The sequence below is a fragment of the Pseudomonas sp. S4_EA_1b genome (assembly GCF_016307435.1).
GTDB lineage: Bacteria > Pseudomonadota > Gammaproteobacteria > Pseudomonadales > Pseudomonadaceae > Aquipseudomonas > Aquipseudomonas rhodesiae.
The window spans coordinates 1-17,260 of the sequence record NZ_JAEILC010000012.1; the positions used below are offsets into that span (position 1 = coordinate 1).

The 17,260-nt window shown below is 61.2% G+C and carries 16 protein-coding genes; 6 read left to right on the plus strand and 10 right to left on the minus strand.

Annotated elements, in window-relative coordinates:
* Positions 1-132: 132 nt before the first annotated feature.
* The 6 genes from YA0848_RS04075 (at position 133) to cmoB (ending at position 6,632) form a co-directional block, all read left to right on the plus strand.
* Positions 133-1,122: a GntR family transcriptional regulator gene (locus YA0848_RS04075; RefSeq protein ID WP_169867384.1), complete on the plus strand. Its 990-nt coding sequence runs from the start codon at positions 133-135 to the stop codon at positions 1,120-1,122.
* Positions 1,123-1,240: 118 nt separating this feature from the next.
* Positions 1,241-3,661: an endopeptidase La gene (gene lon / locus YA0848_RS04080; protein ID WP_034096062.1), complete on the plus strand. Its 2,421-nt coding sequence runs from the start codon at positions 1,241-1,243 to the stop codon at positions 3,659-3,661.
* A 190-nt stretch (positions 3,662-3,851) separates the two neighbouring features.
* Positions 3,852-4,241, plus strand: coding sequence for a protease inhibitor I42 family protein (locus YA0848_RS04085; RefSeq protein WP_034096061.1), 390 nt, complete (start codon positions 3,852-3,854; stop codon positions 4,239-4,241).
* A gap of 1 nt (position 4,242) precedes the next feature.
* Positions 4,243-4,899 (plus strand): lysoplasmalogenase, encoded by a 657-nt coding sequence (locus YA0848_RS04090; RefSeq protein ID WP_169902738.1) that lies wholly within the window; start codon positions 4,243-4,245, stop codon positions 4,897-4,899.
* Positions 4,900-4,935: 36 nt separating this feature from the next.
* Positions 4,936-5,679, plus strand: coding sequence for a carboxy-S-adenosyl-L-methionine synthase CmoA (gene cmoA / locus YA0848_RS04095; protein ID WP_034111894.1), 744 nt, complete (start codon positions 4,936-4,938; stop codon positions 5,677-5,679).
* Positions 5,676-6,632, plus strand: a complete 957-nt coding sequence (gene cmoB, locus YA0848_RS04100) for a tRNA 5-methoxyuridine(34)/uridine 5-oxyacetic acid(34) synthase CmoB (protein WP_034111893.1) — start codon at positions 5,676-5,678, stop codon at positions 6,630-6,632. Before cmoA ends, cmoB begins: the two co-directional genes overlap by 4 nt.
* Positions 6,633-6,772: 140 nt before the next feature.
* Here cmoB and tadA read toward each other — a convergent pair whose 3' ends face one another.
* From tadA to lptF, 10 genes are all read right to left on the minus strand, one after another.
* Positions 6,773-7,270, minus strand: a complete 498-nt coding sequence (gene tadA, locus YA0848_RS04105; RefSeq protein WP_034111892.1) for a tRNA adenosine(34) deaminase TadA — start codon at positions 7,268-7,270, stop codon at positions 6,773-6,775.
* Positions 7,270-8,652, minus strand: a complete 1,383-nt coding sequence (locus tag YA0848_RS04110) for a multicopper oxidase family protein (RefSeq protein ID WP_040267678.1) — start codon at positions 8,650-8,652, stop codon at positions 7,270-7,272. The genes tadA and YA0848_RS04110 overlap by 1 nt, the downstream gene beginning before the upstream one ends.
* A 127-nt stretch (positions 8,653-8,779) precedes the next feature.
* Positions 8,780-9,523 carry a pyridoxine 5'-phosphate synthase gene (gene pdxJ, locus YA0848_RS04115; RefSeq protein WP_034096056.1) on the minus strand — a complete coding sequence of 248 codons (744 nt, stop codon included), beginning with the start codon at positions 9,521-9,523 and terminating at the stop codon, positions 8,780-8,782.
* 52 nt (positions 9,524-9,575) lie between these two features.
* A complete protein-coding gene (recO, locus tag YA0848_RS04120; protein ID WP_034096055.1) occupies positions 9,576-10,265 on the minus strand; it encodes a DNA repair protein RecO in 690 nt (229 codons plus the stop codon).
* A gap of 142 nt (positions 10,266-10,407) precedes the next feature.
* Entirely contained in the window at positions 10,408-11,310 is a 903-nt protein-coding gene (gene era, locus YA0848_RS04125; protein WP_184315957.1) for a GTPase Era, read from the minus strand.
* Positions 11,303-11,992 carry a ribonuclease III gene (rnc, locus tag YA0848_RS04130; protein ID WP_033902449.1) on the minus strand — a complete coding sequence of 230 codons (690 nt, stop codon included), beginning with the start codon at positions 11,990-11,992 and terminating at the stop codon, positions 11,303-11,305. The genes era and rnc overlap by 8 nt, the downstream gene beginning before the upstream one ends.
* 146 nt (positions 11,993-12,138) lie before the next feature.
* Positions 12,139-12,993, minus strand: coding sequence for a signal peptidase I (gene lepB, locus YA0848_RS04135; RefSeq protein WP_034096054.1), 855 nt, complete (start codon positions 12,991-12,993; stop codon positions 12,139-12,141).
* A gap of 5 nt (positions 12,994-12,998) precedes the next feature.
* Positions 12,999-14,798 carry a translation elongation factor 4 gene (gene lepA / locus YA0848_RS04140; RefSeq protein ID WP_034096053.1) on the minus strand — a complete coding sequence of 600 codons (1,800 nt, stop codon included), beginning with the start codon at positions 14,796-14,798 and terminating at the stop codon, positions 12,999-13,001.
* Between the two features lie 151 nt (positions 14,799-14,949).
* Positions 14,950-16,029: an LPS export ABC transporter permease LptG gene (gene lptG, locus YA0848_RS04145; protein WP_169902740.1), complete on the minus strand. Its 1,080-nt coding sequence runs from the start codon at positions 16,027-16,029 to the stop codon at positions 14,950-14,952.
* Positions 16,022-17,140, minus strand: coding sequence for an LPS export ABC transporter permease LptF (gene lptF, locus YA0848_RS04150; RefSeq protein ID WP_034111890.1), 1,119 nt, complete (start codon positions 17,138-17,140; stop codon positions 16,022-16,024). Before lptF ends, lptG begins: the two co-directional genes overlap by 8 nt.
* Positions 17,141-17,260: the final 120 nt, after the last annotated feature.

Here is a 17,260-nt window from a genome sequence, read left to right on the forward strand (position 1 = left end):
GTACATTTTGGTGCAGAAAAGTAACAACGATCCGTTTCAGGCCCCAAAAAAGTGCCCACAACGTGGCGCAGAGTGACACCCACATCTATGAGAGAATCCCCGGCCATCGTCCTACATGCTCTTGAGAAATCGATGAAAGCAGCGTCTGCCTCGGCCTCCCGTTACGCGATGATTCACCAGGTGTTGCGTGATGCGATCGTCAACGGCACCGCCCGCCATGGGCTGGTGTTGCTGGAAGCGCCCCTGGCCGAATTGTTCGGCACCAGCCGCGTGCCGGTACGCCGGGCGTTGGACCTGCTGCATGAAGAAGGGCTGATTTGCCGTTTCAATGGCCGCGGTTATTTGATCAATCCCGAAGGCCTGGCCATGGAGCCGCTGCGCCTGCCCTTGAGCGCTGCGCACCTGGGCTTGAACGGCGAAGATGAGTTGGTGGACACGCGACCGTTGGGCGAACGGATCGTCGATGAAATCGGCGCGGCGCTGTCCACCTGCATCGCCTTCGGCCATTACCGCCTGGATGAACAGGCGGCCGCCGAACACTACGGCGTCAGCCGCGCGGTGGTGCGTGAAGCGCTGATGCGTCTGCGCGACCGTGGCCTGGTGGAAAAGGAGCCCTATTCCCAATGGCTGGCCGGCCCGTTGACGGCCCGGGAAGTGACCGAGGACTACGAACTGCGCGCCTGCCTGGAGCCCGAAGCCTTGCGCCAGAGCGCGCCGAACCTCGACCGCGAGGTGCTGCAAGCCATGCTGCAACGGGTACTGGACGCCCAGAGCACCGCGCACTGCAGCCTGGAAGCCATCGAGCGCATCGAAGAGGACTTGCACCAGCACTGCCTGGCCGGTCTGCAAAACCGCAAGATCGCGGCGTTGATCCGCCAGGGCCAGAGCCCGATGATCATCAGCCGGATATTCCATGGTTTGCTGGGGATCGGCGCCGATCCGTCGATGCTTGCCGAACATCGCTTGATTCTCGAACTGCTGCTGCACGGTGCCTTCGATGCCGCCGCGCTGAACCTGCGCGAGCACTTGCAGCGGGCGCGACAGCGAATGTTGCAGCGCTTGAAAGTACTCTCGGTGCTGCCAGAACAGCCGCTCCCGGCCTACCTTCATAAAATCAGCTGACCCCCATGGCCGGATCGCCGCCGTAATTTTATGCAATATGTTGCTATCTCACCCCCACCATTGAAACCACCGCTACCTCGCCCCATCTAAGCACCATACTTCCTGATGCAGGTGCCCCATGAGCGACCAGCAAGAATTTCCCGATTACGACCTCAACGATTACGCCGACCCCGAAAACGCTGAATCCCACTCGTCCAATACCGGCCTGGCCCTGCCTGGGCAGAACCTGCCGGACAAGGTCTATATAATCCCGATCCACAATCGGCCGTTTTTCCCCGCGCAAGTGTTGCCGGTGATCGTCAATGAAGAGCCCTGGGCCGAAACCCTGGAACTGGTGAGCAAGTCCGAGCACCACTCCCTGGCCCTGTTCTTTATGGACACGCCGCCGGAAGACCCGCGCCACTTCGACACCTCCAGCCTGCCGCTGTACGGCACCCTGGTGAAGGTGCATCACGCCAGCCGCGAAAACGGCAAGCTGCAATTCGTCGCCCAGGGCCTGACCCGCGTGAGGATTCGCACCTGGCTCAAGCACCATCGCCCGCCGTACCTGGTGGAAGTCGAATACCCACACCAGCCGTCCGAGCCGACCGACGAGGTCAAGGCTTACGGCATGGCGCTGATCAACGCGATCAAGGAGCTGCTGCCCCTCAACCCGTTGTACAGCGAAGAGTTGAAGAACTACCTCAACCGCTTCAGCCCCAACGACCCATCGCCGCTGACCGACTTCGCCGCCGCCCTCACCTCCGCCACCGGCAACGAACTGCAGGAAGTGCTGGACTGCGTGCCCATGCTCAAGCGCATGGAAAAAGTGCTGCCGATGCTGCGCAAGGAAGTCGAAGTCGCGCGCCTGCAAAAAGAGCTGTCCGCCGAAGTGAACCGCAAGATCGGCGAGCATCAGCGCGAGTTCTTCCTCAAGGAACAGCTCAAAGTCATCCAGCAGGAACTGGGTTTGACCAAGGACGACCGCAGCGCGGACGTCGAGCAATTTGAGCAACGCCTGGAAGGCAAAGTACTGCCGGCCCAGGCGAAAAAACGCATCGATGAAGAACTCAACAAACTGTCGATCCTGGAAACCGGCTCGCCGGAATACGCGGTCACCCGCAACTATCTGGATTGGGCCACGTCGGTGCCTTGGGGCGTGTATGGCGAGGACAAACTCGACCTCAAGCACGCGCGCAAGGTGCTGGATAAACACCACGCGGGCCTCGACGACATCAAGAGCCGCATCCTCGAATTCCTCGCGGTGGGCGCCTATAAAGGCGAAGTCGCCGGTTCCATTGTGCTGCTGGTGGGCCCACCGGGCGTGGGCAAAACCAGTGTCGGCAAATCCATCGCCGAGTCCCTGGGCCGCCCGTTCTATCGGTTCAGCGTCGGCGGCATGCGTGACGAGGCCGAAATCAAGGGCCATCGCCGCACCTACATCGGCGCCCTGCCCGGCAAACTGGTGCAGGCGCTCAAGGACGTGGAGGTGATGAACCCGGTAATCATGCTCGACGAGATCGACAAGATGGGCCAGAGCTTCCAGGGCGACCCGGCGTCGGCGCTGCTGGAAACCCTGGACCCTGAGCAGAATGTCGAATTCCTCGACCACTACCTGGACCTGCGCCTGGACCTGTCCAAGGTCCTGTTCGTGTGCACCGCCAACACCCTGGATTCCATCCCCGGCCCACTGCTCGACCGTATGGAAGTGATTCGCCTGTCGGGCTATATCACCGAAGAGAAAGTCGCCATCGCCAAGCGCCATCTATGGCCCAAGCAGCTGGAAAAAGCCGGCGTGGCAAAAAACAGCCTGACCATCAGCGATGGCGCCCTGCGCGCGCTGATCGACGGTTACGCCCGTGAAGCTGGGGTGCGCCAGTTGGAGAAACAGCTGGGCAAACTGGTGCGCAAGGCGGTGGTCAAGTTGCTGGATGCGCCGGACAGTGTGATCAAGATCGGCAACAAAGACCTGGAAAGCTCCCTGGGCACGCCGGTGTTCCGTAATGAACAAGTGTTGTCCGGCATTGGCGTCATCACCGGCCTGGCGTGGACCAGCATGGGCGGTGCCACCCTGCCGATCGAAGCGACGCGCATTCACACCCTTAACCGTGGCTTCAAGCTGACCGGCCAGTTGGGTGAGGTGATGAAGGAGTCCGCCGAAATCGCCTACAGCTACATCAGTTCGAACCTGAAGTCTTTTGGCGGCGACCCGAAGTTCTTCGACGAAGCCTTTGTGCACCTGCATGTGCCGGAAGGCGCCACGCCGAAGGATGGCCCAAGTGCTGGCGTGACCATGGCCAGCGCCCTGCTGTCCCTGGCACGTAACCAACCGCCGAAGAAAGGCGTGGCCATGACCGGCGAACTGACACTGACTGGGCATGTGCTGCCAATTGGCGGAGTGCGCGAAAAAGTAATCGCCGCGCGGCGCCAAAAGATCCATGAACTGATCCTGCCAGAGCCCAATCGCGGCAGTTTCGAAGAGTTGCCGGAGTACCTGAAGGAAGGCATGACGGTGCATTTCGCCAAGCGCTTTGCGGATGTGGCGAAGGTGCTGTTCTGATAGACCGTTAGCGCTTGCACCGGCCTCATCGGGGGCAAGCCCCCTCCCACAGGTTGATTTGTGAACATACTCAAGTGTGGGAGGGGGCTTGCCCCCGATGGCGTAACTGGCCGCAACCTGTATCCACCTTGTAACACCCTGTCTTATCTTCGGTTATGCTCGGTCTTCGTCGCCAAACAACGGAGCCCTTATGACCGCTGCCCGCCTGCTTCTCCCCTTGAGCCTTGCCCTGCTGGCCGCCTGCGCCAGCGCTCCCAAGCAAAACGTCACCGTGGAAAACCAGAGCGCCTGCCCGCTCCAGTTGAAAACCGGGCAAAACCTGATCCTCACCCTGCCCAGCAACCCCACCACCGGTTACCGCTGGGCCATCCAGGATTCGGCTGGCGGCGTGCTGCGTGCGCTGAGCCCCGAGGTCTACAGCAGCAGCGAATCCGGGGTGATCGGCGGCGGCGGCCAGTCGACCTGGCGGTTCCAGGCTTTCGCGCCGGGTCAGGGTCGCTTGCGCCTGACCTCCCAGCAGCCCTGGGAGCCGGAAGCCGAACCCGTTGAAGCCTTCGACTGCGCCATTACGGTGAACTGATATGCCGTGGCTGATTCTTGCGCTGATGGGCGCCGGCACTTTTATCTACGGCCTGACCACCCACGCCACGCTGCTGTGCCTGCTGGTCAAACCCTTGCCGGTGCTGGCACTGCTGGGCTGGCTGCACGATGCGCCGCCCACCGACTATCGCCGCTGGATCAGCCTGGGGCTGATTTTCTCGCTGGTGGGGGATGTTCTGCTGGCCTGGCCGGGGGACCTGTTTATCTTTGGCCTGGGCGTGTTTCTGTTGGCGCACTTGGCGTACCTCAAGGCCTACTTCAGCGATTGCCGCCGCTTGGCGCCGCTGCCGTTGATCCTCGCGCTGGGCGTGGGAGCGGTGCTGTTGAGCATCCTGATCTCCCATGGCCTGGGGGATTTGTTGATACCTGTGGTGGTTTATGCCCTGGTGATCAGCGCCATGCTCTGGCGCGCGCTGGCCCGCTTGGGCGGTGATGTGCCCAAGCGTTCGGCGCTGCTGGCCGCGGCGGGGGCCGCATCCTTTGTGTTTTCCGACACGCTGATCGGCATCAATCGGTTCGTGGTCGCGTTCGAGGCCGCGCCGTATTTGCTGATTACTACCTATTGGCTTGGCCAGTGGGGTATCACGGCCTCGGCTTTCCATCAGACAACACGGGCATCCGAGGGGCAACTTGGCTAAAATGCCGGCCTTTCCCCCACCGTCGCCGGAACAACCGTGAGCCAAGAACCCGATCGCCTGTTCGCCCAGCCCCTGCCCCAGGTGCCGGACTTCGCCTTTAACGAGGATGTAGTGCGGGTGTTTCCCGACATGATCAAACGCTCGGTGCCTGGGTATCCGACCATTGTCGAGAACCTCGGCGTGCTGGCCGCGCAGTTCGCCCAACCCCACAGCGTGCTCTACGACCTGGGCTCATCCCTCGGCGCGGTGACCCAGGCTCTGCGGCGCCATGTGCGCACCGAGGGCTGCTCGGTGATCGCGGTGGACAATTCGGCGGCGATGGTCGAACGCTGTCGCGAATACCTCAATGGCCAGGACTCGATGTTTCAAGAGTTGCTGCCGGTGCAGGTGGTCGAGGGCGATATCCTCGCGTTGCAGTTCCAGCCGGCTTCGGTGGTGGCGCTGAACTTCACCTTGCAGTTCATCGCCCCCGAGGAGCGCCTGGCGTTGCTCGGCCGTATTCGTCAGGCGCTGTTGCCGGGCGGCGCGCTGATCCTTTCGGAAAAGCTGCGCTTCAATGACCTGGAAGAACACGCACTGCTCACCGACCTGCATGTGGCGTTCAAACGCGCCAATGGCTACAGCGAACTGGAAATCGCCCAAAAACGCAGCGCCATCGAAAACGTCATGAAGCCCGACAGCCTCGAAGAACACCGCGGACGCCTGCTGGCGGCCGGGTTCTCGAAAGTCGTGCCGTGGTTCCAGTGTCTTAACTTTGCCTCGTTGATTGCCTTGCCATGATTGATCTGTCCCCCCTCGCCCGCCATCTGGTCGGCACGCCCCTGGCCGTCTGGGCCCAGGGCCTGCAGGCGCAACTCGACAGCAAAATGGAGAAAGGCCACGGCGACCTCGCGCGCTGGCAGAGCGCGCTGGACGCACTGCCGACCCTCGCGCCCGACCACGTCGACCTGCTGAACGGCCTGACCCTGGACGCCGACTGCGACGACGCCACCCGCGCGCAGATGCACACCGCGCTCATGGGCCTGAGCCCCTGGCGCAAAGGCCCGTTCCATTTGTTCGGCGTGCATGTGGACACCGAATGGCGCTCGGACTGGAAGTGGTCGCGAGTGGCGCCGCACCTGAACCTCAAGGGCAAGCGCATCCTCGACGTCGGCTGCGGCAACGGCTACTACATGTGGCGCATGCTCGGCGCCGGTGCCGACAGCGTGATCGGCGTGGACCCCAACTGGTTGTTCTTCTGCCAGTTCCAGGCGGTGCAACGCTACCTGTCCGAGCCCAAAGCCTGGCACCTACCGTTCCCGTTCGAAGACCTGCCACCCAACCTGGAAGGCTTCGACACGGTGTTTTCCATGGGCGTTTTCTACCACCGTCGCTCGCCCATCGAGCACTTGCTGGCGCTCAAGGACACACTGGTCAAGGGCGGCGAGCTGGTACTGGAAACCTTGGTAGTGGAAGGCGATCAGCAGCAAGTGCTGGTGCCGGAAGATCGCTACGCGCAGATGCGCAACGTGTGGTTCCTGCCCTCGGTGCCGGCGTTGATGCTATGGCTGCGGCGTGCCGGGTTCAGTGATGTGCGGTGTGTGGATGTGAGTGTGACCACGGTGCAGGAACAACGGGGGACGGAATGGATGAAGTATCAATCCCTCAGCGATTTCCTCGATCCGGATGATCACAGCAAGACCATTGAAGGGCTGCCGGCGCCTATGCGGGCCGTCATCATCGCCAAAAAGTAAGCCCCGATCCCGCTGAAAAAATGAAGCTCAAAATGTGGAAGGGGGCTTGCCCCCGATCTCGGAGTGTCGGTCAGCATAGCCTTAGCTGACCCGCCGTCATCGGGGGCAAGCCCCCTCCCACATTTGATCTGCAGTGTTCTTTAGAGGGGGGACTTGGTCCGGCGGGCTTTGAAGAATTCGCTCAGCACCGTGCCGCACTCTTCAGCCAGTACACCGCCTTCAAACAACACCCGATGATTCAAAAAGCCCTGGGTAAAAAACTGCCCCTGGCTCTGCACGATCCCCGCCTTAGGCTCCAATGCGCCGTACACCACCCGTGCGATGCGTGAATGCACGATCAGCCCGGCGCACATGCTGCACGGCTCCAGGGTCACATACAGCGTACTGCCGGGCAGGCGGTAGTTGCTGACGGCCTGGGCGGCGGCGCGGATGGCGACCATCTCGGCGTGGGCGCTAGGGTCGTTACCGCTGATGGGGCAATTAAAGCCTCGTCCGATGATTTCACCGTCCTGCACCAGCACCGCGCCGACCGGCACCTCACCCAGCGCTGCGCCTTGGGCGGCGAGGGCCAGGGCTTCACGCATAAAGTCTTGGTCCCGGCTGCGGTCGATGATCGCGGTGGGGCGAAACTGACGCATCACGCCACCTCGATGGCGGCCATCAAGCCGGTTTCCATATGGTCGATCACATGGCAGTGGAACATCCACACCCCAGGGTTATCCGCCACCAACGCCACCCGGGCGCGCTCGTTCTTGCCCAGCAGGTAGGTGTCGGTGAAGTACGGGATCACCTTATGGCGGTTAGAGGCGATCACCTTGAAACTCATGCCGTGCAGGTGGATCGGGTGCTGGTACTGGGTCATGTTCTTCAATTCGAAAATGTAGCTCTTGCCCTTTTCCAGCTTGGCGATCGGGCGGTCGGCGCAGGTTTTGTCGGTGATGTCCCAGGCCTGGCCGTTGATCTGCCACAGGCTCGGCGGCTTGCCGTTGTCCACATTGACCGAGACCGAACCAACCCACTCGAAATTGAAGTTGAGTTTCTCGGCATTGGCCAGGTCCGGCTCGCTGATCGGGTTGGCCGGCAGCGCCGGCGGCCAGTCGGTGGGCGCGTCGGTATTGGCCACCGAGCGGAAGGTACCCAGGCGCACCGGGCCGTTGCGAATCGACAGTTCTTCACCCGCCGCCGGCGCCTTGATCGCCAGGCAGATACGCATGCCCGGGCCCAGCCAGTACTCCTTGCCCAGCGGGCGCGGTTCGATAGGGTTGCCATCCAACGCATAGATGCGCGCTTCGACGTCGGGAATATTGATGCGATAGGTCAGGGTGTTATCCAGATTGAGCAGACGCACACGGGTGATCTGCCCGGCCGGCAAGTCGATCACCGCCTGGGACACACCGTTGATTGTCGACAAGCGCCCGGCCGTACCGCCACGCGCCGCTTCGCGGGGGATGCTGAAGGCGACGAACTCGCCCTCTTCGTCCACGTGCCAGCTCTTGAGGCTCAGGGTGCATTCGTGTTTGAAACCGGTGGGCTCGCGCTCTTCGATGATCAACGGGCCCACCAGGCCACGGCCGAGTTCTTCGCTGCTGTTGACGTGAGGGTGGTACCAGTAGCTGCCGGCGTCGGGCACGCGGAACTTGTAGTCGAAGTATTCGCCAGGCAGCACCGGCAACTGCGAGACGTAGGGTACGCCGTCCATTTCCAGCGGCAGGCGGATGCCATGCCAGTGGATGGTGGTGGCGACCGGCAAGTGGTTGATAAAGCGCACCCGCAGCCACTCACCCTGGCGCACACGCAACTCGGTGCCCGGCGCCGACGGGCCGAACGCCCAGGCCTCGGTCTTGTGTCCCGGCACCAGCTCAACATCCAGCGGCGCCGCGATCAGTTCGTAATCGTGCCCCGCCTCGGCCTCGGCGACTTTCCCCAGCCAGTAGCGGTAGGCGCCACCGGCACCGGCGCCCACTACGGCCAGGCCGGCCAGACCACCCAGGATTTGTCGACGGGAAAAGGATCGGGACACAACAACCTCGCGTATCGGCCGCAGGCGCATAGCCTGCAAAGGGCGGATACGATACACCTACACGGGCTAAACAGTAAGGGTTCTCATGTGGGAGGTGACGCCCTCCCACATTGCGGCTTGGCTGTTTTTAGTGCTTGGCGGCGGCCAGGATCAGGGCCTTCATTTCGGCAACCGCGCCTTTGAAACCGACGAACAGCGCGTGGGCCACCAGGGCATGGCCGATGTTCAGCTCGTTGATGCCCTTGATCGCGGCGACGGCCTCGACGTTGTGGTAGTGCAAGCCGTGGCCGGCATTGACGATCAAGCCTTCATTGAGACCGCAGTTCACGCCTTCGATAATGCGTTGCAGCTCGTCTGCGACCTCCGTCGGCGTGGTGGCATCGGCGTAGCGGCCAGTATGCAGTTCGATGGCGGGCGCGCCGACGCGGCGCGAGGCCTCGATCTGGCGCGGGTCGGCGTCGATAAACAACGACACTTCGCTGCCGATCTTCGACAAACGCTGCACCGCGGCCTTGATCCGCGCTTCCTGGCCGGCCACATCCAGGCCGCCCTCGGTGGTGAGTTCCTGGCGGGTTTCCGGCACCAGGCAGATATGTGCCGGGCGGATGCGCTCGGCGAACGCCATCATTTCTTCGGTGACGCCCATTTCGAAATTCATGCGGGTTTGCAGCACGTCCTTGAGCAGCAGCACGTCGCGTTCCTGGATGTGCCGACGGTCTTCGCGCAAGTGCACGGTGATGCCGTCGGCGCCCGCTTCTTCGGCGTCCAGCGCGGCCTTGACCGGATCGGGGTAGCGAGTGCCCCGGGCCTGGCGCAGGGTAGCGACGTGGTCGATGTTGACGCCAAGAAGAATGCGATTGCTGGTGGTCACGGAAGCGCTCCTGAAAAGGGGGAAGAAACGCTGCACAGCATACACGGGGATGTCAGGGCTTTCGAAACAACTCGCGACTGACCAGCGGCCGCCCGCCCAGGTGCACGGCCAGGGCCTGGCGCATCAGGCGCTTGGCGGCGGACAAGGCGCCGGGCGCGGTCCAGTCGGCTTCGCTCATGGCCAGCAGCTCGGTGCCCTGAAATAGACCGGGTTGCAGCAAGTAGACTCGCTCCAGCCCCGCGTCCACTTGCAGGCGATACATGCCATCGGCGGCGATGGGGTCGCCGTGCAGGTCGTTGTTCAGTTCAAAGCCGTAACCCAGATCGTCCAGCAGACGCCATTCGAAGGCGCGCAGCAACGGCTCCAACGGACGACCTTCGGCCAGGGCCAGCAACGTGGCGGCGTAGTGATCGAAGACCGCCGGGTGCGGATCTTCGGCTGGCAACAGGCGAATCAGCAGTTCATTTAGGTATAGGCCGCTGAACAGCGCATCGCCATTGAGCCAGGCGGAGGTGCCGACGCTTTCCAGGCGGCCGACGTTCTTCAGCTCGCCCTTGCCGCGAAACTCCACATCCAGCGCCACAAAGGGCCGCGCCAATGTCCCGGCCTTGCCCCGCGCACTGCGCAACACCGCGCGCAGGCGACCTTGGGGGGTGAGGAAATCCACCAGGGCGCTGGTCTCGCGATAGGCACGGCTGTGCAGGACATAGGCGAGTTGGCTGGGAGGTGGGGATTGGGACATGGGTTCTCTATCGTGAAAACAACATAAACCTAATGTGGGAAGGGGCTTGGCCCCGATGGCGGTGGCTCAGTCACGTATTTATTAACTGGTCCACCGCTATCGGGGCCAAGCCCCCTCCCACATTTTTTGCCCTGCGGTGTACTTACAGGTCGCCGTAGCCGAGAGAGCGCAACGCACGCTCGTCATCGGACCAACCGCCTTTCACCTTCACCCACAGGTTGAGCATGATCTTGGAATCGAACAGCAATTCCATATCCTTGCGCGCCTCGGTACCGATGCGCTTGATGCGCTCGCCCTTGTCGCCAATGATGATTTTCTTCTGGCCGTCGCGTTCGACGAGGATCAGCGCATGGATATGCAAGGTCTTGCCCTGCTGCTTGAACTCTTCGATTTCGACGGTGATCTGGTACGGCAGCTCGGCGCCCATCTGGCGCATGATTTTCTCACGCACCAGTTCGGCGGCGAGGAAACGGCTGCTGCGGTCGGTGATCTGGTCTTCCGGGAAGAAGTGTTCGTTCTCCGGCAGGTGCTCGGCGATCACGCGCTCCAGCGCATCGAGGTTGTGGCCGTGCTGGGCGGAAATCGGGATGATCTGGGCGTTCGGCAGTTGTTCCTGCAGCCAGCTCAGGTGCGGCATCAGCTCGGCTTTGTCTTCGATGCGGTCGGTCTTGTTCAGCGCGACGATCAACGGGCCGGTGACGTACTGCACGCGCTCCAGAACCATCTGGTCTTCATCGGTCCACTTGGTGCGGTCGACCACGAAGATCACCACGTCGACGTCTTTCAACGCGGCCGAAGCGTTCTTGTTCATATAGCGGTTAAGGGCTTTTTCGCCGCCTTTGTGCATGCCCGGGGTGTCAACGTAGACCGCTTGCACGTTGCCTTCGGTCTTGATGCCCAGCATGTTGTGGCGGGTGGTCTGCGGCTTGCGCGATGTAATCGCCAGCTTCTGCCCCAGGATGTGGTTGAGCAGCGTGGACTTGCCCACGTTGGGGCGGCCGACGATGGCAACATAGCCACAGCGTGTTGCGGTTGAATCAGTCATGGCCATTCTCCACGCCCAGGGCAATCAGTGCTGCAGCGGCCGCTACCTGTTCGGCAATACGACGGCTCACACCCTGACCTCGGCTTTTTTCGTTCAGTAAGGTGATTTCACATTCCACGAAGAACACGCGGCAATGGGGCTCACCCTGGATATCCACCACTTCGTAGCGGGGCAGTTCGCAGCCGCGCGATTGCAGGAATTCCTGCAGGCGGGTCTTGGGATCTTTGTTGGTATCGACCAGGGTCAGGCTTTCGATCTCGGAGGTCAGCCACGCCGTGACCCGCTCCTTGGCCGCTTCCATGCCCGCATCCAGGTAGATAGCGCCGATCAGCGCTTCGAGGGCATCGGCCAGGATCGATTCACGGCGGAACCCGCCGCTTTTCAATTCGCCGGAACCCAGGCGCAGGTACTCGCCCAGGCCGAAACCGCGAGCCAGTACGGCCAGGGTTTCGCCCTTGACCAGGCGTGCGCGCAGGCGCGATAGCTGGCCTTCACGGGCTTGGGGGAAGCGCTCGAAAAGGGCTTCACCGGCAACGAAATTGAGGATGGCATCACCGAGAAATTCCAGGCGCTCGTTATTGCGCCCTGCGAAGCTGCGGTGTGTGAGGGCAAGGACCATCAATTCCTGGTCCTTGAAGGTGTAGCCGAGCTGGCGCTCGAGACGACTGAGAGAAACGGTCACGGTTTATCCATAGTGAGTTGGTGGCACCGGCGGCCATCGACGATTGACGCAGTGTTCAAATTCAAATCCTGATGGGTGTTGCATGGGGCGCGAATTGTCCACGCCCCAGAAAAGCATTCGGCGCTGTGTTCACAGCGCCGCTTGTATTACTTGATCAGCCCGACCCGCGAGAAGTTCGGCAGGTGGCTGAGCTTGGGTTCCGGCCAACTCATCCAGACCGCGAAGGCCTTGCCGACGATATTCTGGTCGGGAACCATGCCCAGCAGCTCTTTGGGAATACTGGGGTCATCCCAGTAGCGGCTGTCATTGGAGTTGTCGCGGTTGTCGCCCATCATGAAATAGTGCCCGGCAGGCACTTTCCACTGGCCGTCAGGCTGGGCGCGATAGCGGCTCATCTCCTTGCGGATCTCGTGTTCCACGGCACCGAGCTTCTCCTGATACAGCTCGGCGCTGCCCAGGGTGTTCGGTTCGGAACCGAGCAGTTTTTCGGCCACCGACTCACCGTTGATGAACAGGCGCTTGTCGCTGGTGTAACGGATCACATCGCCCGGCAGGCCGACCACACGCTTGATGTAGTTGACGTTCGGGTCGCTTGGATAGCGGAACACCATCACATCACCGCGCTGCGGGTCGCCGACTTCGATGACCTTCTTATCGATCACCGGCAGGCGGATCCCATAGGAAAACTTGTTCACCAGGATGAAGTCGCCCACATCCAGGGTAGGTTTCATCGACCCCGACGGGATCTGAAACGGCTCCACCAGGAACGAACGCAGCACCAGCACGATGAACAACACCGGGAAGAACGACTTGCCGTATTCAACCAGCAAAGGCTCTTTGTTCAGCTTCTCGATCACCACACCATCGGGCTGGCTGACGCTGCCTTGATAGGACGCGATAGCCGCCCGCCTACGCGGGGCGAAGAACACCAGATCGAGCAACGCCAAGAGACCGCAGACGGCAACGGCGATGACCAGCAACAGCGGGAAATTTAGCGACATAGGACCTAACTATCCAACCTGAGCACCGCAAGGAAGGCTTCTTGTGGAACTTCCACGTTGCCCACTTGCTTCATGCGTTTTTTACCGGCCTTTTGCTTCTCAAGCAGCTTGCGCTTACGGCTTACGTCACCGCCGTAGCATTTGGCCAGTACGTTCTTTCTGAGTGCCTTGACGGAGGTTCGCGCAATGATCTGCCCGCCGATGGCGGCCTGGATCGCGACGTCGAACATCTGACGCGGAATCAGTTCTTTCATCTTTTCGGTCAACTGGCGACCTTTGTAATGCGCATTATCCTTGTGCACGATCAGTGCCAAGGCATCTACCTTGTCGCCGTTAATCAGCACATCCAGTTTCACCAGATTAGCCGATTGGTAACGATCGAAATGGTAGTCCAGCGAAGCATAGCCGCGACTGGTGGACTTGAGACGGTCGAAGAAGTCCAAGACCACTTCGTTCATCGGCATGTCGTAAGTCACTTGAACCTGAGTGCCGAGGAACAGCATGTCGCGTTGGACGCCACGCTTTTCGATACACAGCGTAATGACGTTGCCCAAATGCTCCTGCGGAACCAGGATATTGGCCCGCACGATAGGCTCGCGCATGTCTTCGATCGCCGACAGATCCGGAAGCTTGGAGGGGTTGTCGACGTAAATCGTTTCACCGGTTTTAAGCAACAGCTCGAAAATAACGGTAGGCGCGGTGGTGATCAGGTCCAGGTCGTATTCGCGCTCCAGGCGCTCCTGGATGATTTCCATGTGCAGCATGCCCAGGAACCCGCAGCGGAAGCCGAAGCCTAGGGCGTCGGAGCTTTCCGGGGTGTACTGCAACGACGAGTCGTTGAGGGTCAACTTTTGCAGGGCTTCGCGGAAGTCTTCGAAATCGTCGGAGCTGACCGGGAACAGACCGGCGTAGACCTGCGGTTGGATACGCTTGAAGCCTGGCAGCACGTCCACATCCGGGGTGGAGCTGAGTGTCAGGGTGTCACCCACCGGCGCGCCGTGGATGTCCTTGATACCGGCGATGATGAAGCCTACTTCACCGGCTTTCAGATCAACGGTCGCGGTGTGCTTGGGGTTGAAGACACCGACGCTGTCCACCAAGTGGATCTTGCCGGTGGACTTGACCAGGATCTTGTCGCCCTTCTTCACGCGGCCGTGGCGCACGCGGACCAGGGACACAACGCCCAGGTAGTTGTCGAACCAGGAATCGATGATCAACGCTTGCAGCGGATCTTCGATGTTGCCGGTGGGGGCTGGAATGGTGTGGACCAGGCGTTCGAGCACTTCGTCGACACCCAGGCCGGTCTTGGCGCTGCAGGTAACCGCGTCGGTGGCGTCGATGCCGATGATCTTCTCGATCTCTTCCTTGACGCGCTCGGGCTCAGCCTGCGGCAGGTCGATCTTGTTCAGCACGGGCATGACTTCCAGGCCCTGTTCGATCGCGGTGTAGCAGTTGGCGACCGATTGCGCTTCCACGCCCTGACCGGCGTCCACCACCAGCAAGGCACCTTCACAGGCCGCCAGGGACCGGCTGACTTCGTAGGTGAAGTCAACGTGGCCGGGGGTGTCAATGAAGTTCAGTTGGTAAGTGATGCCGTCTTTGGCCTTGTAGTACAGCGTGACGCTGTGGGCCTTGATGGTGATCCCGCGTTCGCGTTCGAGGTCCATGGAGTCCAGAACCTGGGCTTCCATTTCACGCTCGGCAAGGCCGCCGCACATCTGGATGAATCGATCGGCCAGCGTCGACTTGCCATGGTCAATGTGGGCGATGATGGAGAAATTGCGGATATGACTCAAATCACTCACGGATCAACACTCAAAAAGGCTGCAGGCAGATTGCCCGCTGAAAAATAGCCGGGAATTGTACCTGATGCTCAGGCCAGACGTCATCTTTGCTGACCAGAACAAAAATGCCCCGATCTCTCGACCGGGGCATTTTTTGTTCATAAGCGCGCGATCAACCGGCGCGGCGCAACAGCCAGAACCCGGCCAAAGCGCAGATGGCGGTCGGCACCAGCACCGCAAATAGCGGCGAGAAGCCAAACACCAGGCTCGACGGGCCGAGCAGATCCTGGGCAATCCGGAAGGTGAAACCCACCAGCACGCCAGTGAACACCCGCTGACCCAGGGTCACGGAGCGCAGCGGCCCGAAAATGAATGAAATCGCCATCAGCACCAGCGCGGCGGTCACCACCGGCTGCAACACTTTGACCCAGAATGCCAGCCAATAACGGCCATTGCTCAGGCCCTGGTCCTTGAGATAGTGGATATAGCTCCACAGACCGGAGATCGGCAGGCTTTCCGGGATCATCACCACGGTGTTGAGCAGTTCCGGCTTGAGGGCGATGTCCCACGCTTCGCTCGGTACGTTGATCACTTCAGTGCTGGCCTTGGTGCCCTGGCCAGGGTTGCGGAAATAAGTGGTGGTGACATCGCTCAGTTGCCATTTTTCCGCGTCGTACTGCGCACGTTTGGCGAAACTGGACGACAACATATGACGTTCTTTATCGAAGGTGTAGCGCGTCACCCCGATCAACAAGCCGCCAGGCTGCACGGCGTTGATGTGGATGAACTCGTCACCCTGACGGTGCCACAGGCCATGCTTGGCGCTCTGCGCGTCACCCGAACCTTGGGCCAGGGCGCGATTGGCCTGGGCCGTGGACTCAGCCGGCGGCGCGACGTACTCGCCGATCAGCACGCTGCAAAGCATCAGTAGCAACATGGGTTTCATGACCGCCCATACGATCCGGCCGACGGAGACCCCGGCGGCACGCATGATGGTCAGCTCACTGTTGCTGGCCAGGCTACCCAGGCCGATCAGGCAACCGATCAGCGCGGCCATCGGCATCATGTCGTACAGGCGACGCGGAGCGGTCAGCGCCACGTAGCTCAGCACGTCGGTGACGGTGTAGGTGTCGCTGACGTTGCCCACTTCATCGATGAAGGCAAACAACGAGGCCAGGCCCAGGATGATGCCCAGTACCGCCAGGATGGCGATGAGTACGCTGTTACCAATGTAGCGATCGAGCTTAGCCACGAGCCAACTCCTTCTGGCCACGACGGCTCTTCATCTTCAAGCGTATAGGTTCCCAATAAAGCAGCCCCAGGCCGATCACCAGGAAAATCCCGTGTACCCACCACAGGCCCAGGACCGGCGACAGCTTGCCTTTTTCCAGGGAACCGCGGGCGGAAATCAGGATGGTGAGGTAAGCCATGTACAGCAGAATCGCCGGCAACAACTTGAGGAAACGGCCTTGGCGCGGGTTGACGCGCGACAGCGGCACGGCCATCAAGGTCACGATAAACACCAGCAGCGGCAAGGAAATGCGCCATTGCAGCTCAGCGATGGAACGCAGTTCCTGGCTGCCGATCAATTGCGCGGTGGGGATGGCGTCGCGGTCGGTGACTTCATCACTGACTTCCGGACGGGCCAGCATCACGCCGTACGTGTCGTACTTGATGGCCCGGTAATCGGCCTGGCCCGGGCTGCCGTCATAGCGGTAGCCGTTTTCCAGGATCAGGTAGCGGCTGCCATCGGGGCGTACTTCCTGACGGCCCGAATCGGCCACCAGCACGGAAATGCCACGGTCCTTCTTGTCCTGGCCCAGGCGCTTCTCGGAGATGAACACGCCGCCCAGGTTGGCGCGGTCTTCGGTCATGGTTTCGGTGTAGGTCACCCGAGTGCCGTCGCTGAGGGCCTGGAAGCGGCCGGGTTCGAGGGTGTCGAACTCGGTCATCGCGTCCTGCTTGTTCAGCACCAACTGAAATTGCATGGCGCCCTGGGGAGCCAGGCTCAGGCTCAGCCAAGCGACGATCAGGGCGATGCCGGCGGCTGGGATCATGGTCATGCCCAGCAGGCGCTGCTGGCTCATGCCGGTAGCCGACAGCACGGTCATTTCACTTTCAAGGTACAGACGACCGTAGGCCAGCAGAATGCCCAGGAACAGGCCCAACGGCAGGATCAGTTGCAGGAACCCTGGCAGACGAAAGCCCATGATCAGGAACAGCGAACCTGGGTCGAGCGCGCCGGAAGCGGCCTGAGCCAGGTATTTGACGAAACGACCACTCATGATGATGACCAGCAGCACCGCACTCACGGCACTCAGGGTCAACAGGACTTCGCGGGACAGATAACGGAAGACAATCAAACCAGACACTCCAGGGTTGTCAGGCTAAGGCGGCCAAACAAGCAAGCATACCGAGTCAGCCCCTTTTACACAGGGCCGGCTAAAAAGATGGCGCATTATCCTGTGATTGACCGCGCCTGT